Genomic DNA, 26,375 nt, shown 5'->3' on the forward strand with positions numbered 1-26,375 from the left:
TATCATTAGATTAAAATATTATGACAGGAGTTGGGGGGAGAATTGTGTTGTTTTTGTGATAGTATATAACCATAATATTTGCTTAATATTAAACTACAAAAGCAATGTTTTTTCGTATCTTTGTACTATACAAAAGACCACAAATCAATACATTATAAGTCAAATGGCAGGTGTAGATTAAGTGTAACTTAACGGTTGTGATCTAAGTATGTTTTTGGTTTAATGAAGTTTAGAAGAAAAGATATTCGTCTCTCCACCCCGACGAAAAGCAAAAAGCAGTTTCATTAATTTGAAGCTGCTTTTTTTGTTTGCAAAATTAAAGCACATTCTTTACTCCAGTAAAGTTTACTCTAAACTCGCTTGGTGTGCAATCTTGTCGTTTTTTAAATATCCTGTTAAAATTAGATATGTTGTTAAAGCCGCACTCGTAGCATATTTCCGATACGCTTTTGTTGGTTTCTATCAGGCTTCGTGTGGCTATGCCCAGTCGTATTTCGTTTACAAAATCTACAAACGACTTACCAGTTCTTTGTTTAATCAATCGGCTAAAAGAAGCTACCGACATACTGACTAGATGGGCGGCGTCTTCCACTTTGAGTTTGTTGGCATAGTTTTCTTTTATATAATTATAAACGGTCTCAATTCGTTCGCTATTATGGAAATCGCTTTGGCGTTGAAAAGCGACATTGGTTAATAGCTGCTGATCTCTGGAAATGGCTAAATCGTACAAAAGTGATTGGAAAGCTAAAAAGCTATCAAAGCTTCTTTTTTTGCTTAATTCTAAAAGTTTTGGTTCTATTTGTTTAATGGTTTCTTGTGAAAATAGAATGCCCTGATTGGCATTATTGAATAGCTCTTTGATCGGTTTAAGCAGGTTCCTATTAAATAAAGCTTCATCAAAAAGTTCACGCGGAAACTGAATGGTAATCTCGTGCATTATATTTTCCATGTTGTATTTTCCATTTTCCCAACCGTGATAAAGGTTTGGGCCTGCCATAACAAGTTCTTTGCCCTCTACAGTACCAATATGGTCGCCAACAACTCTTTTGGCTCCATCGGCATGAGCGATATAGTTTATTTCAAATTCAGGATGAAAATGAATGGGGAAAGTAAAACCTTTTCTTTCTCTGTCGAATATTAAAAAACAATCATTGTCTTTTAATGGTGTTATCTCTCTATGGATAGAATCTTTCATGCTTTTGATTTAATATGTAAGTTGAAAGTGATATAAAAGTATCACTAATAAATGAGAAAATAATACTAAAAAGTAAATAAGTATTAGCTTTTAGTGTGAATAATTGTAAATATTAGATGTCTTAAATGTGTGGTATAAGTTGTTTAAGTATATTTAAATCAGTATTAAAGGTGCTGTTTGGTTATTTTTTAATTTGAGTAGTAGAGTTGCAAGTAGTGAATATGCATGTGTTTAAAAGTATCATTAAGTGATATAATAATACTTGATGTAGGGTAGGATTGAATATATGTTTGTATCGATGATTTATTTCCGGAAATCAGATTAATAGAATGTATAATTTAAATCTTACAAAACAGATGTTTATGAAAAGGAATCTGCGATTATTCTTGACGCTGTTAATAATGTCTACCTGCTGGGTGGCATTTGCACAGGAGCGATCAATAAGCGGAGAGGTAGTTGATTCAAAAGGAGAATCGATGCCAGGAGTTTCTATTGTAGTAAAAGGAACTACCAATGGTACCATTACCAATATTGATGGTAATTATGTTATAAGTAATGTATCGGAGGATGCAGTTTTAGTTTTTTCATTTATTGGTTTCGATAAGCAAGAAATTGAGGTAGCAGGTAAAGCTACTATTGATGTTGCATTAAGTTCGTCGGTGCAAGATATTGACGAAGTTGTGGTGGTTGGTTATGGATCATTACGTAAAAGTGACTTAACTGGTGCTGTGGCCAAGGTTGGTGGTGAGGAGCTTAAGGGGCCGTCTACACCAGATGCGGTACAGGCCTTGCAAGGAAAAGTAGCAGGTGTAAATATTACGCCTACCTCAGGAGAGCCAGGAGCTGGTATGAATATTAGTATTCGTGGTACGGGTTCGTGGAGTAATTCGTCACCTTTATATGTGGTAGATGGATTTCCTATGGGTGATTTAAGCTCTGTAGATCCAGCTAACATTGAAAGTATTGAAATACTAAAGGATGCATCGGCAACAGCTATTTACGGTTCGCGTGGAGCTAATGGAGTTGTGCTTGTATCTACCAAACAAGGTAAAGAAGGTAAGACACAATTTGAGGTTTCTGCATATGGAGGGGCACAATGGGCTTCTAATACCATTGATATGGTAACGGCTTCTGAGTTTGCTACTTTACGATTAGAGGCTTATTCTAACGACGGTGCTTCGGTACCATCGGATGAACAACGCATATTAAACGAAGTGATTGCTAATAATAGTAAGGGTACTGATTGGCAAGACGAAATGTTCAGGGTGGCACCTATTCAAAACTATTCTATTTCGGCTCGTGGAGGTAGTGAAAAAAGCACTTATAATCTGGGTGTTACTTATTTCAACCAGGAAGGTTTAATCAAGAATAGTGGCATGAAGAAGTTATATACTTACATCAATAACAAGTATAATTTTACTGAAAAAGTAAGCTTAGATGCCAATATTTCCTATTCTACTTACAAAAAGAATAATCATAATAATGACAGTTTTACGGGTGCTTTACCAGTGGGAATTCGTATGGATCCTTTAACGCCAGCATGGGACGATTTTACCAATAATTATGGTTCGCGTTTTATGGGTGGTGTGGTTGTAACAAACCCTATGCGTGCTATTGATGCATCAAAAGATCAAACACAAGGCGATCATCGTTTGGTATCTAATTTCACCTTAAATATTGATGATATTTTTGTGGAAGGATTAAGTTTTAGAACGATGGGAGCAGCTCAGCTAACTTTCTTTAATTCTAAAAACTATTACGAAGAGTATTACATTGCTGTTGATCAGCGAAACGACTTAAGTTCGTTATACGAGCAACGTGGTAGCAATACGGCTTTAACATGGAATGGCTTTTTCAACTATGTAAAAAGAACAGGTAATCATAGTATCAATGCTACATTGGGATCAGAAGTGCAAGTGTTTAAATCGAGCAGTATTTCTGGTACGCGTTACAACATACCAGGTGTGCAGGATTTAATGTATTTCGATCAGTCTAAAGATCCAGTTACCTTTCAATTGAATGGTGGTGGAGAAGAAAACAGAATACTATCTTATTTTGCACGTGCCAATTATTCTTTCAAGGATAGATACTTATTTACGGCAACTGTCCGTGCCGATGGTTCTTCTAAATTTCACGAAGATCAACGTTGGGGATATTTCCCATCGTTCTCTGCAGGTTGGAATATCAAAGAAGAAGCCTTTATGCAAGATGTTGATGTGCTTTCCCGCTTAAAATTTCGCGGAGGTTGGGGACAAGTAGGTAATGCCAACGCGGTAGGAGCCTGGAATTATTTGTCGCTAATGCGTTTGGGTTATACTTATGCATTTGATGGTTCTGCTGCAGAAGGAGCTAAAGCGGCTGTTTTAAGTAATCAAGATTTAAAGTGGGAGGTATCGGAGCAACTGAACTTAGGTTTAGACATTGGTTTATTCGACCAACAATTAGATATTACTTTAGATTGGTTTGATAGACGTACCAACGATATGCAGATCAGTAAGCCAATTCCTTATTATGTTGGAGCCGGGCGACCAGTGGTGAATGCAGCTTCTATGAAAAATTCAGGTTTTGAATTTACCGTTGGCTGGAATCAACAAAAAGGTGATTTTAAATATGATATCAGCTTAAATGGTTCCTTAGTGAAGCAAGAAATAACTGACATGGCTGGAGGAGAAGCTATCTCTGGTGGACGTATGAATGGTTGGGCAGGAAATGCCGAGTTTACAACGAGAACAGAAACAGGTCGTGAAATTGGTTATTTCTATGGTATACAAACGGATGGGATTTTTACTTCCCAACAAGAGCTTGATGCGCATGTGAAGGATGGAAGTCCTATTCAGCCTAATGCTCAAATTGGAGATGTAAAATTTGTAGACGATAATGATGATGGAAAAATTGATGGTGAGGATCGTGCTTATTTAGGAAGTGCAGCACCTGATTTTTCTGGAGGTTTAAATCTAGGCTTAGGATATAAAGGGCTTGATTTTAGAGCTTCTTTAATCGGTGTGTTTGGTAACGAAATTGTAAATGGTATCAACTACTGGATTAATACTTCAGGCGTTCTTTCTAATTATCGTACGGATAGATTAGACCGTTGGTCTGCTGATAACCCAACAGGTATGGAGCCAAGAATGACTGTGGCAGATGCCAACCAAAATGGTCGTTTCTCAGATCGTTATGTAGAGGATGGTTCTTATGTGCGCCTACGTAATATCCAGTTAGGTTATACACTTCCAAAGTCTATTGTTGCACCATTAAAACTTTCCAAAGTGCGTGTTTATATGTCATGCGATAACTTGTTAACCTTGACTAGTTATTCGGGTTGGACACCAGAACTGGGAAACTTAGATGGTGCTAACCTTGCTCCGGGAGTAGATTACGCAACCTATCCAACGCCAGTTATTTTAACGGGTGGTATCAATGTTAACTTCTAAATTGAAAAGTAGATAGAGATGAAAAAGTTATTATATATAAGTGCAATACTAACTGCGTTCATGGTTTCGGCTTGCTCCGATTTCTTAGAAGTAGACCCAATTGCACGTGAAACAGAAGAGAATTTCTTTGAAACGCCAGATAATGCCATACTTGCCATCAATGGTATTTATGATGTTATTGGTCAGTCAGAAGGTTCTGGTCCTGATGGACAATGGTTAACGCATAATTACGAGTTTTTCTTTGGAGATTTATTAGCTGATGATGCCGAGAAAGGATCAAAAGAAGCGGATTTACAGCCTATACAAGATATGGTTGAGTGGAGATCTGGTACTTCAAATAGTGTATTAGAGTCTGTGTGGATTAAATGTTTTGATGGTATTTACAGAGCTAATGTAGCTTTAAAATGGTTACCACAAAGTTCTTTGGATGCAGAGTTAAAGTCCCGATTAGAAGGAGAGGCTTATTTCTTGAAAGGTTATTTTTATTTCTATATGGTTCGTGTATTTGGCGGTGTGCCATTATTTGATGAGCCAGTAGGATCAGCAGAGTTCGGAAGTATTCCTCGCGCTTCATATCACGAAACTTTTGAGTATGCAGCTTTACAATTTGAAAAAGCTATTGAACGCTTACCAAACAAATCGGAATATGCAAGCTCAGATATGGGACGTGCCACTTTAGGTGCAGCTCAAGGTTATCTAGCTCGTCTTCGTATGTATCAAATTGGCATGGATGCGGAGTCAACGGTAACTTATCAGGAAGTTAAAGACCTGACAACCGCTATTATGGGTTCAGGTCAATATTCTTTAATGACTAATTATGCACAACTGAATGAATTCGTAGGTGAAAATGCAAGTGAGTCTATATTCGAATTACAAATGATTGAAGGAAGTACGGCTAATGCACCTGAAAAAACAGGAACTAATTTGAATCAGTTTACGGGTAACCGCGGTGATTGGGGATGGGGATTTCAAAATCCTACACAGGACCTAGTGGATGCTTTTGAAGACCAGGATCCTCGTTTAAGTTGTTCGGTTTATGGACCTGTATATAACGGAGGTGTTGTTCAAGGAATGGCCTACGACTATAAGCTAGAGGAAATGATGACGCCGTATTTAAATAGAAAAACAGCTATGGCTGATGCGGAGAAACCGTCCATTACTAAAAGTAGTGCTTACAATATCCGTAAAATGCGTTATACCGAAATTCTTTTGTTACATGCCGAGGTTGAAATTGAATTAGGTAATTATACAGTGGCCGAAGACATTATTGAGTCCATCCGAGCTCGTGCTCGCACAAGTACTATGGCGCGCGGTTTTGCCGAAGGTCAGTTAAGCTATCCTTCAACAGGCTGGGGAGGTAACTTACCTTATTTAGGAGTGCCAGCAGAAAGAGATGCTGCCATTGATTTATTGCTGAAAGAAAAACGTGTTGAAATGGCTAATGAGGGGCTACGTTTTTGGGATTTAGTTCGTCATGGTAAGTACTTAGATATGCTAGACCACAAACAAGCAACTTTTACAAATAACGATGGCAACCTTCGTTACGAGAATGTGAGCTTGCGTGCAAACTGTGTAGAGAAATGTATCGATGGTAAAAATGGTGTACAAGTGCCATTAATGCCTATTCCAGAATCTGAAGTAAATGACTGGGGCTTAACTCAAAATAAAGGATACTAATAAATTATACCGAAATGAAAAATATATTAAAATATAGCTTATTCTCCTTATTAATTGGCTTGTTAGTATTTACAACAGGGTGCGAGGAGAAAGAGTTGTCGCAAGACTATGATATAAACTGGCCAATACCAGAGCTTACAGAAATTTCTGTTTCTGGTGATGTGGCAATAGGTTCGCAAATAACCGTTAAAGGAGCGCATTTTGCAGATGCTGTGGTTACTATCAATGGTACCGAATGTAAGGTGATCAATGTAAATGGTACAGAGACGGAAATGTCGGTAGAGCTACCAAGAATCTTTGAACAAGGATTATTGCGTGTGGCTAATGTGTTCAGTCGCTATAGCGAGAGCGATGAATTACTCAACCCTGTTTATCCCGAAGTAACCGTTACAAAGGTTAATGATATTCCGCAAGGACTTCAGTTTAAGGTGGAAGGTGAAAATGTTGATGTGATTACAGAAGTATATATCGATGGAGAGAGTGTGCCTATCTTAACACGTAAACCTTCGGAAATATTAATAAACTCTGGTGAAGTTGACCTAAAGCCTGGACAGCTTGTAACGGTTAGTTTTAAAAGCTTAGGGCCTAATGCTATTCCTGAAGTACCAAACGTAAATGTTACTTATCCGTTTATCGAATACAAAGAATTAATTATTTGGGATTTTGAGGATGGAAACCATCTATATGTAGGAGAGCCAACGGCAACTGTTGAGGCTGGCGGATCTGATTGTCCGGGTAATGTGGATAAGTTTTTCCAATTAAGAGCGCCTGGTTATGGTTGGGATAAAGCAACAGGAGAAATGACTTCTGATGAAGTACCTGATGTATCTACCTTTGTAAATCCATACTTGACGTTTGTTGTGCGCACTCCAGTTGGTAGCGCTGGTTATTTCCAAATGGAAGACCAAAATGGTAATTGGCGTCATTTTAACTATGGTTTCAGAACGGAAGGCGAATGGATGATTATTTCTCAACCTTTGAATGAAGGATGGGAAGGCGGCGAGTTTGATGCCAGAGCATTCAAACCAAAGTTAGGCTTTAAAGCAGGTAATGCAGGAACACAGCAAGATGTTGATATTGCCTACATGAAAATTACTGAAGGAATGTACGACGGTGTGTTGGAGCCAGGTGATCCAATTGGTTCAACAGATATTCCTGCAAAGATTGATTTATTAACTTTTGAGGATACCGAAAACCATCCCGATCAGGTTAATAATGATATAACTATTGGTTCGTTAGATAATACTTTGCGTCCAGCAGCCGATCAAATATCTGCTTTTAATGGTAGCCATTTTTATACGTTTGGTAACGATCCTGCTGCAGGTGGCTGGGGCGGTTACTGGGGTAATACCATCTCGGTAGATACTAAAACAACTGACTTATCTAAGTTTAAAGATCCGTATTTATCGATGGCTTTAAATACAGGAAAAGGCCTAGGGCAGCAATATATTATTGTTCGTATGTACCAATATGACGAACAGTTAGTTATGGTTCGTAAGTTCTTCCCGAATAACGATGGGCTTTGGACTAATCATCAGTTTAGCTTATTTAACGAAGATCTTGAAAACTGGAGTGATGATTCTACAGAATTAGGTGCTCATTATAAGACCTTAAAAAGAATGAACCCAGCTGAAGCGATTGATAGAGTTGAAATCATTGTTTCTCGAAATGATCAAAACGAAGTTTTAATCAGTATGGATGAGTTCTCTATTACGGAAGGTCCTAGATATTAAAAGCGATCTGAATTATTAATAATACGCAAGCCAACTGATTACGGTTGGCTTGCATTATCAACATTTTATTTATTCATCATGAGGCAATTGTATAAGCAAGTAATAGGCGCACTTTTAATTCTTATTACTGTAGTGGCGTGTAGCAAAGAGGAGGATACAAAAAGTAATTTGTCCGAATTAAATAGTTTCTCTGTGCAGGAGTTAATGATTACTTTTCAGCAAGATGCAGAGGGTAATTGGTACTCAAAAGCAAGCGAAGATGATGATTTGAGTGATTTAACAGCAGAATTTGATATATCACCACTTGCCATGATGTTTATTGGCAATACTCCCCAAACTTCTGGATATAACAAAAACAACTTCAATAATCCAGTTACTTATACTGTACGTGCCGAAGACGGTACAAAAACAAATTATACAGTATCTATTTTTAAAGAAGCTTCTATTGCTTCATTTAGTATAAAAGAATTAAGCGATGTTGAGTTTATAATCACATCAAATGATATTACAGCTACCGTTATAAATGGTACTGATTTAAGTGCATTAACCGCCATTTTTGAAGTAACTGAAGGAGCCAAACTATATGTGGATGGCGCGGAACAAGTATCTGGAACAACAGTCAATAATTTTGCAACACCACTGGTTTATAAATTGATAGAAACGGATGGAGCAGAGAAAGATTATACAGTTACGATTACGGAAGCAGACAACCAAGCGCCTATAGCCGATGCGGGCGAAGATAAAACGATTTTGGTAAACCAAGGCCAGTCTAATGCGAATGTTCAATTGGATGGTTCGGGTTCCTCAGATGCCGAAGGTTCTATTGCTACTTACGAATGGAAAAAAGGGAGTACACTAATTGCTTCAGGAGTGAAACCAGAAATAACATTAGGAATTGGGTTGCATGAAATTGAGTTAATGGTGAGTGATGGGCAAGGAGCTACAGGTTCTGATGGTGTAACTATAATGGTGCAAGAGGCTGGCGTTTATACTCCAATAGATGGTGATGCAACACAGGCTACAAAAAACTTGTTAACTAATATGGGAGCCATGGCAATTAGCGAAAATTTTGCTTTTGGTCAGGAGTTTCCTATGTCCTTTAAATTAAATGGGCTTAGAAACGATTTAAGCACTTCTGATTGTAAAGAAGTAAGTGGCGACCATCCGGGCGTATTCGGAATTGACCCGCATTATATGATGTACAAAACAGCTGAACAGCGTCAGTTACACATTGATGAAGCCAAAGCGGCTTATGCCAATGGAGCCATTGTTACGTTTGATTTTCATCAGCAAAGTAAACACGACCATAAGATATATATGAGCGATATAACATCAGCCAATGACAAAAGCTTGATGTATGATATTGTAAATGATAATAATGAAGCCCGAGCATGGTTTTATGATGAGTTGGATGATATATTAGGAATTATTAATGATGATTTAGGATTCCCTGTAGTATTCCGTTTGTATCACGAAATGGATGGAAATTGGTTTTGGTGGGGAAGTTCTGCTACTCACCATAATGCTCAGTTGTATATCGATTTTTATCGCCTTACAGTAGAATATATAAAGGAGCGTAGTAATCAAATACTATTTGCATGGTCTCCTAATGGTCAGGTTCATACGCAATATTACCCAGGCGATTCTTTTGTTGATGTGGTAGGTTTTGATATTTACGAACCTAATGTAGCGGACCTTAAAACTAAGCTCATCGATTTATCAATATTTGCTTTGAATCATAACAAGGTGGCTATTCTGGCCGAAACGGGTTACCGCAACGACTTTATTAATAATGCATCTGGTTTTTGGGGCGACGTGATTTTAGAATCCATAAAACAAGGAGGAAGTGAAGTGAGAATAGCGTGGGTGCTCTCTTGGTTTAATGCTCCCTGGCACGCTAATCAAAGTGATTTATTTATTCCAGACGAAAATAGTCCTCAAAGCGCTAAGGATAAGTTTATCGATTTTAAGAACGACGGTAAAACGCTTTTTATGGATGATGTTAAAGTCTTAAATATGTATGAGTAGTAGGATAGAAGCTTTAGCTCAACGGAGCAATAGTTCAGTGCAATGCATAGGAAACTTAGAAAAGGAATAAATCGGCGCAATAAACCTGTGAAGTGAAGAAATAGGTTGAAACGCAAAAATTCAAACAAATACAATTTTACGTTAAAAGAAAAATGAAACCAGTGTCCTTGAGATGCTGTGTTTTTAAACTGAAAATAATGTCTATAAAACAATTAACAATCACGGTTCTAATAGCCATCGTCACATTTATCTCTTGTAATAATACAACGGATAAAGCGAGCGAAATCAATCCAATTTTCACTCATCTAAATAAAATAAAAGGACAAGGTATTTTATTTGGACATCAGGATGACCTAGCATACGGAATGCATTGGAGCTACAGTAAAGGAGGTTCTGATGTGAAAGGTGTATCGGGCGATTATCCAGCTTTATTTGGATGGGAACTTGGCGGAATAGAAGAAGATAGAGAAGTGAACTTAGATAGTGTTCCTTTTGATGCCATGAAGCGTTTAGCTATCTATGGGCATGAAAAAGGAGGTGTTAATACTTTTAGCTGGCACCCATTTTCACCAATTGATAGCATCAGTTCATGGAATGGAGATGCAGTGGTAGTTAAGCATATTCTACCAGGTGGTTCGCATCATCAGGCTTTTAAAAATCAATTAGATAAGGTGGCTCAATTTCTTAACGAGCTAAAAGATAATACTGGACAATCCATACCATTTATATTTCGTCCTTGGCACGAGATGGATGGCGGATGGTTTTGGTGGGGTACCAAGGCCTGTACGCCTGAGGAATTGAAGCTCCTGTTTCGATTTACTGTAGCGTATCTTAGAAATGAAAAAGGAATGTCGCAAATGTTGGTAGCCTATTCTCCTGACAGAAATTTTGATACAAAAAATGAATACCTGACTTGGTATCCTGGTGATGATGTGGTTGAGATTCTAGGCATGGATAATTACTGGGATTTTAAACAGGAGAATGGAGAACAAGATGTGATTAAAAAACTGCATGTTGTTATCGAAACAGCCAATGAAAAAGGCAAACTATCCGCATTAACCGAAACAGGATTATCTAATGTAACAGACTCTTTATGGTTTACACAAAAGCTCGGAGTAGTGCTTAGCGATTCATTGGTTAAAAAAGAATTAAGCTATGCCATGGTATGGAGAAATGATCCCAAAGTACATTTCTTTTTTCCCTACCCAGGTCACCCCGCAGCCCCTGATGCCAAAGTAATGTTAGAGGCCAATCACATACTATTATTAAACGACTATATTGACTTATTAAAGAAGAATTTATAATGGAGAAGCTATCATTTGAGGAAAGGTTGAGCAAGATTAAAGCCGACCATAACGCACTGATTGAAAAAACGAATAAAGAAAAATTTAGCACCAATGGCATATATGCTCGTTACGAAAACCCAATTGTAAGCAGAGATCATATTCCGTTGAGTTGGCGCTACGATTTAAATAAGGAAACAAATCCGTTTTTAATGGAACGTATTGGTTTTAATGCGGCATTTAATGCAGGAGCTATCAAGCTAAATGGTAAATATTTATTGGTGGTAAGAGTGGAAGGGAACGATAGAAAATCATTTTTTGCTGTTGCGGAAAGTCCCAATGGTATCGATAATTTTAAATTTTGGGATAGACCAATAACACTTCCTCAAAATGATAAGCCTGATACCAATGTGTATGATATGCGTTTAACCCAGCACGATGATGGTTATATTTACGGAGTTTTTTGCACCGAGCGAAAAGACCCTAATGCACCAGAAGGTGATACATCAACCGCTATGGCTGAAGCGGGTATTGCACGTACTAAGGATTTAAAAACATGGGAGCGTTTGCCCGATTTAATATCTACCACAGGACAGCAACGTAATGTTGTACTTTTTCCGCATTTAATCGAAGGCAAATACGCTTTTTATACCCGTCCTCAGGATGGATTTATTGATACAGGTAAAGGTGGTGGAGTAGGTTTTGGATTATCTGAATCAATTGAAAAACCGGAAGTGAAGGAAGAACTTATAGTTGACCCGAAGACTTATCATACCATCTATGAGGTGAAGAATGGTTTAGGGCCTGCTCCAATTAAAACAGAATATGGTTGGCTGCAATTAGCTCATGGTGTTCGTAATACGGCAGCAGGTTTAAGATATACGCTTTATATGTTTATGACCGATTTAGAAAAACCTTGGGTAGTAACGCATAAGCCACACGGACATTTTATAGCACCTTTACAAGAAGAACGAATTGGAGATGTATCTAATGTGGTGTTTTCAAATGGTTGGATTAAGGATGACGATGGGCAGGTGAAGATATATTATGCATCATCAGATACAAGAATGCACGTGGCGACTTCAACAGTGGAACAGTTACTAGATTACTGTATGAATTCGCCTCAAGATAAACTACACTCACATTTGTCTGTAGAAACTATTAACGAATTAATTGATAAGAATTATAGTTTATGTAAGTAGTTTTTAGGGAACACCTCATGGGGTGTTCTCTAATTATTTATTCTATTTACTAAAACAATAAATAAAATATGAATATAATAGCTGATAACTCAATAAGGACTGAGTTGAAAAAGTTAGGTCAGGAGGTGACGCAAGAATTAATTAGGCTTTTGAATTATTGGGCCAATGAAACGCGGGACGAAAAAAACGGAGGTTTTATTGGGCAGATAGACCACTTTGGTAATATAAATGAGAAAGCTACCAAAGGTATGGTTTTAAATGCCCGTATTTTATGGACCTTTTCCTCTGCTTATCGAGTTACAGGAAAAAAGTCATATGAAAAACTGGCAGATGTTGCTTACCATTATTTAATGCAAAATTTTTGGGATAAGGAAGAAGGTGGTTTTTATTGGTCTGTTGATTATTTAGGAGCGGTAGAGAACTCTCGAAAACAAGCCTATGCCCAAGGTTTTGGTGTTTACGGTTTAGCAGAATATCATAGGGCAACGGGCCATCAGGAAGCCCTAGAATATGCGAAAGAGCTTTACTTTATTATAGAAGAAAAATATTGGGATAAAGACTTTGGAGGTTATATAGAAGCCTTGGGTAAGGATTGGCAAAATCTTGAGGATATGAGGTTGAGCGATAAAGATGCCAATATGCCCAAATCAATGAATACTCATCTTCATTTATTAGAGCCGTACGCCTGTTTATATAGGGTTTGGCCTAATCATTCATTAAAAGCAAGTATTAAGTCATTACTCCATATTTTTCAGGATAAAATAATCGATAAAAAAAGTGGTCACTTCAATCTATTTTTTGAAATGGACTGGACAATTAAATCAAAAGCTATTTCCTTTGGTCATGATATTGAAGGAGCCTGGTTGATGCATGAAGCAGCAGAGTTAATTGACGATGAAGAGCTGCTTATAAACATACAGAAAACTGCTCTTAATTTAGTTGATATCACCATAAAAGAGGGCTGTGATACAGATGGTGCTTTATTTAATGAGCAAGAAGAGCATCATTTAGATAGTGACAAACACTGGTGGCCTCAAGCCGAAGCTATGGTTGGTTTGGTAGATGCCTGGCAAATAAATGGCAACACTGCATATCTAATTAGCATGGAGAAAATATGGAAGTTTATTAAAGATAAACTCATCGATAAAGGACATGGAGAATGGTATTGGAGGGTAGATAAAAATGGTGATCCTATTACATGTGAAGATAAAGTGGGTTTTTGGAAATGCCCGTATCACAATGGACGTGCATTAATGGAGGTTTCTGAACGAATTAATAGGTGCAAATAAAAACTAATAAAGATGGTGTCGTGGGATGGGATTAATTTAATAATTCAGCGTGTAGAAAGTATAAATCTAGTCACTGTATTTAATGAATCAGGGCAATGTATATATGAAAATTCACCTCAGGAAGTAATTGGAATATCGGCTAAATTAGCCAATGATAAACGACTTTTAGTGGTGCTGAATTTTAAATTTAGCGATAGTAAGAGTTACGTACTAAAGGCGTAAAAAAAAGAATCAATAAGCGTGTTGTAATAAGCAAAAAAATGGGGTACTTAAAATTCCTTGTTTGTAAATCAAAATATTATGTCAGAAAAACTACATATTAAAGAAAAAATAGGCTACGGATTTGGAGATTTTGCATCCTCTATGTTCTGGAAGATTTTTGCCATGTACTTAACTTTCTTCTATACAGATGTGGTGGAGTTGAGTCCTGAATCGGTGGCTATGATGTTTATAATGGTTCGCCTTTGGGATGGTTTAAACGACCCCTTGATGGGAATCATTGCCGACCGAACCAATACCTCAAAAGGCAAGTTTCGTCCATTTTTATTATGGGTAGCTATACCATTTGGTGTCATCGGAATTCTGACTTTTTCGGTGCCTGATATTGGTCCCTCTGGAAAATTGATTTATGCCTACATTACTTACACCTTAATGATGATGGTGTATACAGCTATTAATGTACCGTATGGCTCGTTAATGGCAGTGATGACGGATGATCCTAAAGAGAGAACGAGCTTGGCTTCATTCAGGTTTATCGGAGCTTACTCAGGAGGAATAGCCATGACAGCTTCTGCTCCTTATATACTCGATTTCTTTAAAAATGCAGGTGCTTCTGATGCCAAAAGTTATTCATATATGGTGGTGATATACGCCATTGTTGCTGCTTTCTTTTTTGTAATGACTTACCTATGGACCAAAGAAAGAGTAAAAGCGCTAAAAAAAAATAATTCTATAGGAAGTGATTTAAAAGATTTAGCCAAGAATGTACAATGGTTTATTATGCTAGGAGCGGGAATTTTAATGCTGGTATTCTTAACATTCCGAGAATCGAGTATTATGTATTATTTCAAATACTTTGTGCAAGATCAAAGTTTAGCGTTTTTTGGTGATGTAAGCTGGGGTAAATTATCAGGTGCTTATATGACAATTTGGTTGGTGGCGAATATGGTTGGTGTTTTATTGGCTATACCAGTTTCTAATATATTAGGTAAAAAAACTACATTTATTGTAGCCATGTTCATATCCGCAATTTTAAGTATATTAATGTATTGGTTAAACCCACAGCAAGTATATTTAATTTTTGCACTTAATTTTATTAACGGCGTAAGTGCGGGCATTGTGTTACCCCTAGTTTGGTCGATGTATGCCGATATTGCGGATTACTCCGAATGGAAAACAGGAAGGCGAGCCACAGGGTTATTATTCTCGTCTTCGTCCATGTCGCAAAAGTTAGGTTTGATGGCAGGAGGAGCATTACCATTGTATATTCTTGCTTCTTATGGTTTTGAAGCTAATGCGGAACAAACAGAGCAATCGTTGGAAGGAATCAAGTTAATGATTAGTATTTTTCCTGGCCTCACGGCTGCTTTATCTGGCGCCTTACTGTTGTTATATAAGTTAAATGATAAGTTCATGGCAAAAGTTACGGACGAACTAGCGAGTAAACGAGAAGGATAGCTTATACACGTCTTCGATATAAATTAGAGATTAATGATATATCAAACTCAGGTTATTAAAAGTAAAGGCCACGGATAGTAAAGGGCAAACATTTACCTCTCATAAATCATTGAAATAAAAAATTAACTTTCCCTTAATGAAAAAATCTTTTCAATTTATAGTCTTCGTATTGTTATTACTCGGTACATTCAGTTGTCATGTGCCCATGCATGATGAAGTTAAATCACCTAATGTTTTGTTAATTATTACCGACGATCAAGCATATGGCGATTTATCTATGAATGGGAATTCATGGGTTGAAACCCCCGTTATCGACAAGCTTGCGAGTGAAGGAGCTTATGCTAACCATTTTTATGTAAGTCCTGTTTGTGCGCCAACCAGAGCCAGTTTATTAACAGGACGCTATCATCAGCGAACTGGTGTTACTGGAGTTACTCGCGGACGTGAAGACATGCGTCTGGATGAAGTAACGGTGGCAGATGTTTTCAAATCTGCTGGTTATGCAACCGGAATATTTGGTAAATGGCATAATGGAGCACATTATCCTTATCATCCAATGGGACGTGGTTTCGATGAGTTTGTGGGTTTTACCTCAGGTCATTGGAGCAATTATTTTAACACTACCATCGAAAAGAATGGTAAACCTTATAAAACGAATGGTTATTTACCTGATGTTCTAACAGATGAAGCCATCTCATTTATCAATAAATCAAATCAGGAAGGGAAGCCATTTTTCTGTTATTTACCATATCAAACTCCGCATACACCTTTGCAAGTGCCTGATAAGTATTTTGATAAATATAAGAGCAAGGGGGTAGATGATTTTAATGCATGTATTTATGGGATGTGCGAAAATATAGATGATAATGTTGGTAAACTCCTATCTACTCTTGATAATTTACAAATAAGAGAAAATACGGTAGTCATTTATTTATCAGATAATGGGCCTTTGAATTACCGTTTTAACAATGAGTTAAAAGGTAGAAAAGGCCAAGTGGATGAAGGTGGCGTCCGTGTGCCGTTTATTATTAATTGGGCAAAGCAAATTAAAAAAGGAGTTATCATAGATGAGGCACTGGCACACATAGATATATTACCCACTTTATTATCCTTAACTAATATTAAATATAGTTTCGATAAACCTTTAGATGGAGAGAGTTTTAAAAGCCTTTTGGAGGGAGATAAAGCATTCCCGAAACGATATTTGTTTAATGAGTTCTTTGGAAGAAAACGCGTGTTAGCCGACCCTTATCTGATGGTGGAAAATTCTTTGTATGACATACGTAAGGATGCCAGTCAAAAAGATGACCTAAGCCATGAAAAACCTGAGTTATATGATTCTTTGAAAAATGCTTTTGATACTTGGTTTCAAGAAGTCTCACCTAAGCAAATAGAGGAAAAATTTATACCTGTTGGTTATAACGATTACCCCAAAACAATTTTGCCAGCTCACGAAGCGGATTTGTTTCCTCCGTTTGAAGCGCGAAAAGACAGACGTCATACAGGTATTGCCTATCATAGTTTGTATGGCTGGGCACACGATTGGATTGATTTCTGGACAAACACAGAAGCCTATGCGCAATGGCAGATTGAGGTGATTGATTCAGGTGAGTATGAATTAGAAATATATTATGCGCTTGCACCAGAGGATGTAGGTACTAATCTGCAAATTCAAATTGGAGAACAATCCGTCGAATTTGCAATAGATATACCGTTTGAGCATGAGGCTTTTAAGAATTATGATAGGGTGGTGAGAGAACAGGAGGCGCCTGAAACAAACTGGAACAGACTGAATGTAGGTAAACTAAATCTTACAACAGGAAAATATAAGGTGCAGGTTCATGCGTTGGAAATTAAGGGCAGTAAAACAATTGAGTTAAAAGAACTTCATTTAATAAAGAATTAAACTAAGAGAATTTTATGGTGTTTTTGAATAAATATAGTTTGTTATTTCTGGTTGGATTAGTCTTGTTGTCTTGTGCACAATCAAAGGTGAAAAAGGAGAATACATATGATTCCTCGATTAAGAATTCTATTTCATTTTTCGATAAAGCTTTTGATAATAGTCGAGGAGTATATTTGTCGGAAGTTGACTTTTTGGGAGATACCATATCATCTAAAATTCATACGGTTGCTTTGAGCCGTTTAATTTATGGCTTGGCCTACTCTTCAAAATACTTTCCTGAGAATTTAAAGCGAGCTGAACGTTTGGCTAAGTTTCAAATGTCAAGAATGTTGGAAAAAGACAGTGTTGGACTTTACTTTATTCCTGAAGTAGGAGAAGGAAAAATCAGTCAATCCGAAAGTTTGGATATCTGGCAACAAGCATATGGCTTATGCGGACTTACAGAGCTTTATCGTTCTAGTAAGGACGCTGGATTATTAGCTGAAATACATCACCTTAATGAGGCATTTATAGAACGCTTTAGAGACACAGAGAATGGAGGTTTTTATAGCGAGTATAATCTTAATTCTGGTGTAGTTTCAGGAACAAAGACCATTCAGTCGTTGATGTATCCCATAACCGCTTATATGGCTAATTTATGGTTGGCTGATAAAACAAATCGTCTCAAGTACGAAGAGATTATCAAAGAACACTTATCGATTGCTTACAGTAAGGTTTGGAATGATTCCATAGGTTGGGTAAATACAAAGTTCGACGACAAGTGGAACCCTATGATTGAATCAAAAGAAAAAGCCTGGGTAACGCCAGGACATAACTTTCAGTTTGCGGCTTTAATGCTTCGAAGTGCAAAATGGCCTTTTGTTTCTGTTGAAAATCAAGTGAAATATGAAAAAATGGGCACAAGCATCCTTAAAGAAACATTAACAAAAGATATCTGGATAAACGATTCTATTACTAAAGGATTTTATGGAGGAATCAATCCATTAACCAATAAGGTGCTGGATAAGAATCGTTCCTGGTGGCAGCATTGTGAAGCTTTAATTGCCTTGTCTTTTTGTCCGGAATTAAAAGAAGAGTTCGAATCCATCAAGCAATTCTATTTTGATTCTTTTGTAGATGTTAAAAATGGAGGAGAAATTGCCAATATCGATTTAGAAGGGAAGCCAATCATCGAACCCAAAGGCCAAAAAGGAAAATCAGTTTATCATCATATCGAAATGTTAAGAGTATTAAACGAAACCGGCATGGCCGGAGCAAATAATTAGGTCATCTAGAAGTATATCTATCTCACCAAAACGGAAATTGAAGATTACACTAGTTATCATGTTTTTGCTAATTTTTAAAGATATAAATAAATCAAAAAAAACTCAGTGCCCCTGTGTCTCTGTGTTCTTTTGTCCCGGAAAACTAACTAAAATGAAAAACTACCTGTATTATTTAACTACTTGGATAGCTGCCACAATTGTTCTATTCTCATGTCAACAAGCTGATTTGCCAAATGAATTCGTACAGGTTAAAGACGGCTCATTTCTTCTAAACAATAAACCTTATCATTTTAAAGGAGCTAATTATTGGCAAGGGATGAACCTTGGAGCTCCTGCATCAGGTGATAGAGACAGGTTAAGACGCGAGTTGGATCAGCTGAAGGAAATAGGTGTTTCAAACCTTAGGGTGTTAGCGGCAAGTGAAGCTGACACCTCAATGCGTTTTGCGATTCATCCCGCTTTACAGACAGCGCCAGGAGTATATAATAAGGATATTTGGCAAGGCTTAGATTTTTTATTAGATGAAATGTCTAAACGAGATATGAAGGCTGTAATGGTGTTGAGTAATTTTTGGACTTGGAGTGGTGGATTTCCACAATACATAAAATGGGCCGATGGTGTGCCTATTCCCTATCCTCAGGATGAAGCCCATTCGTGGGATGAGTTTCAGCAATTTTCTGCAGGTTTTTATTCCAATAGCATGGCGCAGGATATGCTGATTAGTCACATTGAAAAAGTGATTAATCGTGTAAACTCAATTTCTGGCTTATCCTATAAAGATGACCCAACGATTATGGCTTGGCAATTGGCCAATGAACCTAGAGGTATAAATGTGCCTGAAAAGTTTAGAGCATGGACTGCTAATACTTCGGCTTATATAAAATCGTTGGATAAAAACCATTTGGTAGGCCTAGGAACTGAAGGTAATACAGCAGGAATAATGGCTGGAGTAAATGTATTGTTAGATAATGATGATATTAATATCGATTATATAACGATGCATATTTGGGCGCAAAACTGGGGTTGGTTTAAGCCTGGCGATGGGGAAAAAGTTTTTGAAGAAACATTGCAAAAAGTAGATGCTTATTGGAATGATCATGTAAAGGTCGCTAAAAAACTAAATAAGCCTATTGTGTTGGAGGAATTTGGTATTGCCCGCGATAGCTCTTCATATTTACCTGCTGCAACAAGCTATTGGCGCGACAAATATTTTGAATATCTATTTAAAAAAGTAAAAGAATCTGTAGCAGCTAATGAGCCTGTAAAAGGTTTTAATTTCTGGAGTTACTCAGGGGAGGGAAGACCATCACGACCTGGTGAATATTGGCAAAAAGGAGATGTACTTTTAGGTGACCCTCCGCATGAGTTACAAGGATGGTATGGTGTGTATGATACAGATAGTACTACGCTTAATCTGATAAAGAAGTATTGAGTTTCTCTATTAATCTTAAAATGAATTAGGAAAAACTTATGAATGTTGGAAGTAGGTGTTGTGATTTAGATATTTAAAGGAATGAGTTCGAACCTCTCCATCCCAAACGAAAAGCAAAAAAGCAGTTTCATTAATTTGAAGCTGCTTTTTTTCAATTATCAGTGTAATTATTTCATGCTACAAACCAAACCTATATTGGATACCTGTTAAAACAAAATCATTTCCTGTTCCTTTGCCAAACTCTCCTCTAATGGTAAGGTTTTTGTTTATTTCGAGGTTATATCCAAACTGTACACTCCAATTGTTAATGATATCCTTTTTAATACCATAGTCTACATCAGAAGCTATAATGTTCTCAAAAGCAGTTCCTAATTCTCCGAGAATCTTATTTTGTTGTTCAAGAAGCTCTATCTGTTTTTGTTCAAGCGGTTTGTTAGGATCTAGCCCTGCTATCTTTTGGTTATTAGAGTCAATTTTATCATCTATAGCAGGGAGTGCATTGCTACCGAGATTAGGTAAGGCTTGTTGAATTGCGATAGAACCAAAGTTGCCATCGTTATCCATAAAACCTCTGTACATACCTCCTACGTATAGTGCTAACATAGAGTTTTTTCCTACTTTTATTCGATCTCCAACTCTAGCAGAGACTACAGCAAGCCTGGCTGGTGTTTTCAATAATTCAGAATGCGACCAAGTCATGTTAGCATCTATAGAGAAAAAGTAGTCACGATATAATTTACCAACTACTGTTGTACCAATACCATAGCTATTGGCAGCGAAATCTACTGAGCTTTTTATTTCGGGAAGAGCTAATATAAGATTTCCCTCTTCATCAAACCATGTCGGTTTTAGTGAAACCTCAGTAGTACCTGTGTTGTTAGCATATATGCCATACATATTTAAAAATGGTAATATCCAAACATCGGCTCTAAGATTCATTCCATTTGATCGAGCTATTGTGTTGGTGAAATTTAAATTATCCAATGTTACGTGTTCAGAAATAAGCTGATTAAGTGGAGAATTGGGGTCGTTACCAATGGTCATGTCAAAGGATGAAATCTCAAGATCCATTCTGTTGTATACGTAATTTACATTTAAGCCATAAGGTAGTTGTATTTTGTAACCACGTTCCGAAGCTTGTTTGCCTAAAATAGGCATGCTGTAGGGCCAATCATAAGATTGACGGGTCGTATCAATTTGCCCATGCGAAATAATTGATATTGAGAAGAAAACAATAAATAAAAACTTTTTCATTATTAAGGATTTGATGATTACGTAATTCGTTAAAAATGTTTAATATGCTGCCGTATACTCAGAAGCATGTAAACATATAACATTCAATATAGGCATTTTGATTAAGCCTGTATGAATAATTATTTACAAAACTAGTTAAAATGCTTTTGAAAAAACATCTTCAGAAGACTGTTAATTCATCAAGCTTCCTTAAGTAAAGTATTATAAAGTTAGGTTTATTGTATCTGAGAGCAATTGCGAAAATTATTAAAGTTGAAAATGATTCAAGTCTCTACTGTAGCCAACTTTTCTCAATTTCTTCTATGGTTCTTCCTTTGGTTTCTGGCATCCAATAGCGAACAACAGGGAATAAAAGAAGTAATTCTCCAGCAAATATTAAGAATATTATACCAGTGCTCATACTTTCTCTCATAACAGGGAATAGGAAGTTGATGGTAGCACTGGCAGCCCAAATGGTAAAGGTTGATATGGCAATGGCTTTTCCCCTTACTTTATTCGGAAAAATTTCGGAAACAAATACGTACTTAACGGGACCTAGAGCCATGGCAAAAAAGGCAACAAATAAATTGATGGCTATTACAATAGGCCAGCCTGTTTGACTTGTAGAGAATAAATACCATATAAAAATATGCGCGAAAAATGTACCAATAATACCAACGGTAAGCAGTTTTTTTCTTCCTGCAGAATCCACAAAGCGTAGTGCAAATATGGTGGCTATAAAGTTAACAATGGCTATGGTAGCAAAACCACCTAAAGAATCACCTAAAGCAAAACCTGCTTCTTCAAATATTTGTGGGCCGTAGTAAAACACAACGGATACTCCACAGGCTTCGGATAGAAAACAGATAAGCACGGCTATTATTAATGGCGTTCTTAATTTTTTGGTAAATAAATCAGAGAATTTTACGTTGGATTCTTCTTTTACAGTACTTTCTATTTCTTCACCAATTTCTTCTGCTCGCTTTGCGGGGTTAAAATATTTCAGAATCTTTACAGCTTCAGTCTTCCTTTCTTGTTGCATTAACCATCTTGGACTTTCAGGAATGAAAAAGGCTGTAGCCATAAATATTAAACCAGGTATTGCTTCTGCTAAATACATGGCTCTCCAGTTTTCTGTAACGAGTAGGTATTTCTTCCAAGTAGCTATGTCGCTAGTCTGGTTATTCTCGGCATAGGTGAATATACCCCAATTGGCAAATACACACATAATAATACCAATGGTTATGGTTAATTGAAATAAAGTAACCATCCTGCCTCGATATTGCTCTGGCGATATCTCCGATATATATAAAGGGCAAACCATAGTTGCGGCACCAATTCCCAATCCTCCGATAAGCCGGGCCGAAATTAATTCTGGAACCGACTGGGCAACGCCGCTCCAAATAGCAGAAATCAATAATACAAATGCAGCTGTCATCAAGGTCTTTTTGCGACCCAATTTATCTGCAACCCAACCTGCAAGTCCTGAACCAACCATACATGCCCATAAAACACAGCTCACGTAAAATCCTAGTTCGGCAGATGAAAATGTAAATTGTGTTTCAACTTGCGAGATGGTTCCTGATACTACCACGGCATCATATCCGAATAAAAGACCGCCACAGGCAGCAACTATACTTACAAACCATAAGTATACTATTGATTTTTTTTCAGGTGATTTAATAGAGTTGTTAGTCATGCAAATAGTTTGCTTATTTAAAGATGTATTTTATCGATTACAAAAAAAAGCTATAGCAGATAGAATAAATTTAACTAACATTGCAAATACTTGGATAATCTTATTATATGTCAGTAAACTTTAATTCAAATATTAAGCTACTAAATGGTGGTGCGTATTGCGGAGCTAGTGATTGGAATAAATCAGCCAACGATATTGATAATTGTTTTAAGTTGTACTTTTTAAGGAGTGGCAAGGTTGAATTTTATAGTAATAATAAGGTTTATACAATTGAAGGTCCTAATTTGTATTTAATTAATGGTTATGCAATCAGTTCACAAAAATGTATCGATAAATTTGTAGTGGATTGGCTTCATTTTATACCAGAGTCTGTATATTTCAACCACCTTTTACGCTCAACATCTTGTGTAACTATCCTAAATATTAATGAGTTTACCTCGTTTCAGCCCTTATTTAAAAAGTATAATCCATATTTTTTGTGTAGGATGAGTAACGACCAAGAAAGAATTACGAAGCTTGAAATTCAATCTTTTTTGCAGTTTGCTTTGGCTAAGGTATTTTACTCTATTGATACAAAGTTATTTGAAACCAATAATACTATTCTTCGTTTGTTGCCAGCTCTCGAATATATTGCACAAAACTATACATCTGAAATTCGATTAAGCAAATTAGCCGAAATTTGTTTTTTGTCGCCTAATTACTTTCATCGTTTATTTACAAAGAATTTTGAAGTTTCTCCTTTGGTGTATATTCGACAAATGCGATTAGAGGAAGCTATAAGGCAATTGGTTTATACCACCAAAAATGTGAAAGAAATAGCTTTTTTCTTAGGTTATGAAGATGAAGCTTATTTCTCTCGGACATTCTCTAACGTATATAAAATAAGTCCTGGTAGGTATCGAAAAGAAAATCGCAAAAAATTGCCTTAATATTAGATAAGGTAAGATTATCCAAGTTTTAGAAAAATTAGTCCAAGGCGTACTTGTTTCTTATGTCCGACCTTTGTCAAGGAATTTATAATTAATTTCTTAATAAAGATGAAGGAATCTAAAGTTCGGAAAAAATTTGTACCTGATAATAGGATGCAAGCCTTAATTGATAGGCGTTTACAATTGGTTGTTGGTCAAAAACGACATGTGTTATGTGATAATGCTGAGTTCCTTGTATATCATTGGTCAGGAAAAGCATCAACGTTTGCTCCAGCTACAGGAGAGCATGCGGATAAAGAAAGTAGAATAGAGATTGGCGACCATAGTGCCAGGGTGGATAATGGGATGGATTTTCCTTTTACGCAAGAAATACCTTCTCGTAAAAATAATAGTTTCGAATTATCAGCTTTAAACTGGGCCAAAGACTATGCCTTTTTTATCGACCACAGTCCGGCAGAAGTTTATGCGAACGAAGCATTGGTGGGTGAATTTCATTGGCAATTGGATGAGGCGCGACACTTTCAATATCCTGATGAACAAAAGGAAGCTGGGTTTTTAGCACGAGAGCTAGGAGCAGGAGGAATTAGCTTTGCGCATACTTGCCCCGATTTAAGTATTGGTTTAAAATTAGGATGGACTGGATTACTTGATAAAGTAAGAAAGTACAAGAAGCAATATCAGGAAAAAGGAGAGAGTGAAAGAGTCGAGTACTTAGCAGGATCTGAGTTAGTCATTGAATCCATCATCCGTTATATACAACGCCATGTGGATAAGGTGAAAGAACTTGCTGCTAGTGAGATAAATAATGATCAGCTCAATATTTATTTATCTATTGCTGAAACTTGTGAAGCAATTGCGACCAGAGCCCCTCAAACCTTAAAAGAAGCGGTGCAATGGATTTGGATGTTTCAGGTAGTGGAGCGTATGCATGGTCATGGCAATGGTTATGGAAGAACAGATCAGTTATTAATTGATTTTTATAAGTCTGACATGGAAAAAGGTATCCTTACACGTCAGGAAGCTCGCGAACTGGTAGGGGAGATGTATATTAAATATGGTAGTTACACAGCTTTGGGCGGTCGTTTACAAGATGGTAGTGATGCAACTAACGAGATGAGCTGGGTGTGTTTAGAAGCCTACGATCTAGTAGGTGGAATTAATCATTTGGGTGTAATGTGGCATCCGGAAATGGATAAAGAATTTTATGCATATGCCAATGATATTTTAACCCGCCATGGTTGTGGGGTTCCTACTTTGGTTAATTATGATGTATTAAAAGCCAGTGAAGTACGATCAGGGTATAAACCTGAGGATGCTTGGAATATTGCCTACAGTGGGTGTCAATGGTACTGTGGAGTAGGAACGGAATATAATGATCAGGATGTAAATAGTTTGGTGTTGCTTAAACCAATGCAACGTGCCATTGAATTGGGAATCGAGCAAAAGATTGATTCATTTGGGGCTCTGTGGAATATTTATAATGAAGAAGTAGATAAAACTGCCAATGCGTTAGTGGATTTTAAGAATGCAACTTACAACTGGCAAGCAAAGGTATGGCCAGAGATGGTAACCACTTTTTGTATGCACGATTGTATTGAGAAGGGGCGTGATTGCACGGATATTGATGCCGTGAGGTATAATTATACTTCAGTAAATGTTTTGGGAGTTCCTAATGTATCTGATTCGCTTTATGCTATAAAAAAACTAGTTTTTGAAGATAAAACATACACCCTTGCTCAAATGCAAGCGGCTATTGAGTCGGATTGGGAAGGCCAAGAAATCATGCGTCAGCATTTTCTGAATTGCTCTAAGTTCGGAAATGATGAAGATGCCAGTGATGATATGGCAATTCAAGTTTCTGAAAATGTGCGTGAGATTCTGGAAAGTAAGAAAAATATAAAGGGTTTTAATTTCCGACCTTCCTTGTTTCAATATATGGGACATACCTATGCTGGTCCTATGTTAGGCGCAACTCCAGATGGCCGAAAAGCCTCAGAGCCCATTGCACATGGTATGAACCCAATGCATGGAAGGAATCATAAAGGCATTGCTGCTACGGTGGAATCTTTCTGTAAACTTGATTTTTCTAAATATCAGGGAGGCTCATTTCAATTAGAGTTAACACCTAATTTCTTTAAAACAGGTTCTGATTCAGGAAAACTAATGGATAGCTTTTCGCAAAACTTTTTTAATAAAGGAGGTGTGCAGATTAATTTTAATCTAGTGGATTTTAAAGTTCTTGAAGAGGCAATGAATGATAATGAAAATCCAATTTATCATGATATTAATGTAAAAGTTACCGGGTACTCGAGTCATTTTGTGACTATGGATAAAAAATTTCAGAAAGAGTTTATAGAGAGAGTTAATTATCAGAATTTATAAAGGATAAAGCTTTT

At 36.9% G+C, this 26,375-nt stretch carries 17 protein-coding genes; 14 read left to right on the plus strand and 3 right to left on the minus strand.

Annotated features, from left to right (window positions below; genetic code table 11):
• Window positions 1-316: 316 nt before the first annotated feature.
• Entirely contained in the window at window positions 317-1,195 is an 879-nt protein-coding gene (locus A8L32_RS01280; protein ID WP_075589884.1) for an AraC family transcriptional regulator, read from the minus strand.
• A 362-nt stretch (window positions 1,196-1,557) separates the two neighbouring features.
• Here A8L32_RS01280 and A8L32_RS01285 point away from each other — a divergent pair, with 362 nt between their 5' ends.
• The 12 genes from A8L32_RS01285 (at window position 1,558) to A8L32_RS01340 (ending at window position 20,118) form a co-directional block, all read left to right on the plus strand.
• Window positions 1,558-4,626 carry a SusC/RagA family TonB-linked outer membrane protein gene (locus A8L32_RS01285; RefSeq protein WP_075589885.1) on the plus strand — a complete coding sequence of 1,023 codons (3,069 nt, stop codon included), beginning with the start codon at window positions 1,558-1,560 and terminating at the stop codon, window positions 4,624-4,626.
• Window positions 4,627-4,644: 18 nt separating this feature from the next.
• Complete coding sequence (locus tag A8L32_RS01290) at window positions 4,645-6,303, plus strand: RagB/SusD family nutrient uptake outer membrane protein (protein WP_075589886.1); 1,659 nt, start codon at window positions 4,645-4,647, stop codon at window positions 6,301-6,303.
• A gap of 14 nt (window positions 6,304-6,317) precedes the next feature.
• The gene (locus tag A8L32_RS01295) at window positions 6,318-8,036 is read left to right on the plus strand and encodes an IPT/TIG domain-containing protein (protein WP_075589887.1); all 1,719 of its coding nucleotides are present in this window, start codon (window positions 6,318-6,320) and stop codon (window positions 8,034-8,036) included.
• Window positions 8,037-8,114: 78 nt separating this feature from the next.
• Window positions 8,115-10,064, plus strand: coding sequence for a glycosyl hydrolase (locus A8L32_RS01300; protein ID WP_075589888.1), 1,950 nt, complete (start codon window positions 8,115-8,117; stop codon window positions 10,062-10,064).
• A gap of 197 nt (window positions 10,065-10,261) precedes the next feature.
• Window positions 10,262-11,368: a glycoside hydrolase family 26 protein gene (locus tag A8L32_RS01305; RefSeq protein WP_075589889.1), complete on the plus strand. Its 1,107-nt coding sequence runs from the start codon at window positions 10,262-10,264 to the stop codon at window positions 11,366-11,368.
• Entirely contained in the window at window positions 11,368-12,549 is a 1,182-nt protein-coding gene (locus A8L32_RS01310; RefSeq protein WP_075589890.1) for a glycoside hydrolase family 130 protein, read from the plus strand. The genes A8L32_RS01305 and A8L32_RS01310 overlap by 1 nt, the downstream gene beginning before the upstream one ends.
• A gap of 68 nt (window positions 12,550-12,617) precedes the next feature.
• Window positions 12,618-13,838, plus strand: coding sequence for an AGE family epimerase/isomerase (locus A8L32_RS01315; RefSeq protein WP_083631129.1), 1,221 nt, complete (start codon window positions 12,618-12,620; stop codon window positions 13,836-13,838).
• A 12-nt stretch (window positions 13,839-13,850) separates the two neighbouring features.
• Window positions 13,851-14,060, plus strand: a complete 210-nt coding sequence (locus A8L32_RS01320) for a hypothetical protein (RefSeq protein WP_075589891.1) — start codon at window positions 13,851-13,853, stop codon at window positions 14,058-14,060.
• A 78-nt stretch (window positions 14,061-14,138) separates the two neighbouring features.
• Window positions 14,139-15,515: an MFS transporter gene (locus A8L32_RS01325; protein WP_075589892.1), complete on the plus strand. Its 1,377-nt coding sequence runs from the start codon at window positions 14,139-14,141 to the stop codon at window positions 15,513-15,515.
• Between the two features lie 136 nt (window positions 15,516-15,651).
• A complete protein-coding gene (locus A8L32_RS01330; RefSeq protein WP_083631130.1) occupies window positions 15,652-17,421 on the plus strand; it encodes an arylsulfatase in 1,770 nt (589 codons plus the stop codon).
• A 14-nt stretch (window positions 17,422-17,435) separates the two neighbouring features.
• Entirely contained in the window at window positions 17,436-18,686 is a 1,251-nt protein-coding gene (locus A8L32_RS01335) for an AGE family epimerase/isomerase (protein WP_075589893.1), read from the plus strand.
• Window positions 18,687-18,837: 151 nt separating this feature from the next.
• Window positions 18,838-20,118, plus strand: coding sequence for a glycoside hydrolase 5 family protein (locus tag A8L32_RS01340; RefSeq protein ID WP_075589894.1), 1,281 nt, complete (start codon window positions 18,838-18,840; stop codon window positions 20,116-20,118).
• A gap of 177 nt (window positions 20,119-20,295) precedes the next feature.
• Here A8L32_RS01340 and A8L32_RS01345 read toward each other — a convergent pair whose 3' ends face one another.
• On the minus strand, window positions 20,296-21,372 hold the full coding sequence (locus tag A8L32_RS01345; RefSeq protein WP_075589895.1) for a hypothetical protein: 1,077 nt from the start codon (window positions 21,370-21,372) through the stop codon (window positions 20,296-20,298).
• A gap of 271 nt (window positions 21,373-21,643) precedes the next feature.
• The gene (locus A8L32_RS01350; protein ID WP_075589896.1) at window positions 21,644-23,050 is read right to left on the minus strand and encodes a sugar porter family MFS transporter; all 1,407 of its coding nucleotides are present in this window, start codon (window positions 23,048-23,050) and stop codon (window positions 21,644-21,646) included.
• 107 nt (window positions 23,051-23,157) lie between these two features.
• Between A8L32_RS01350 and A8L32_RS01355 the strand changes: the two genes are divergently transcribed.
• Entirely contained in the window at window positions 23,158-23,979 is an 822-nt protein-coding gene (locus A8L32_RS01355) for a helix-turn-helix domain-containing protein (RefSeq protein ID WP_075589897.1), read from the plus strand.
• A 108-nt stretch (window positions 23,980-24,087) separates the two neighbouring features.
• Complete coding sequence (locus A8L32_RS01360) at window positions 24,088-26,361, plus strand: pyruvate formate lyase family protein (RefSeq protein WP_075589898.1); 2,274 nt, start codon at window positions 24,088-24,090, stop codon at window positions 26,359-26,361.
• The last annotated feature ends 14 nt before the right edge of the window (window positions 26,362-26,375 follow it).

Source organism: Labilibacter marinus (assembly GCF_001659685.2).
GTDB classification, from domain to species: domain Bacteria; phylum Bacteroidota; class Bacteroidia; order Bacteroidales; family Marinilabiliaceae; genus Saccharicrinis; species Saccharicrinis marinus.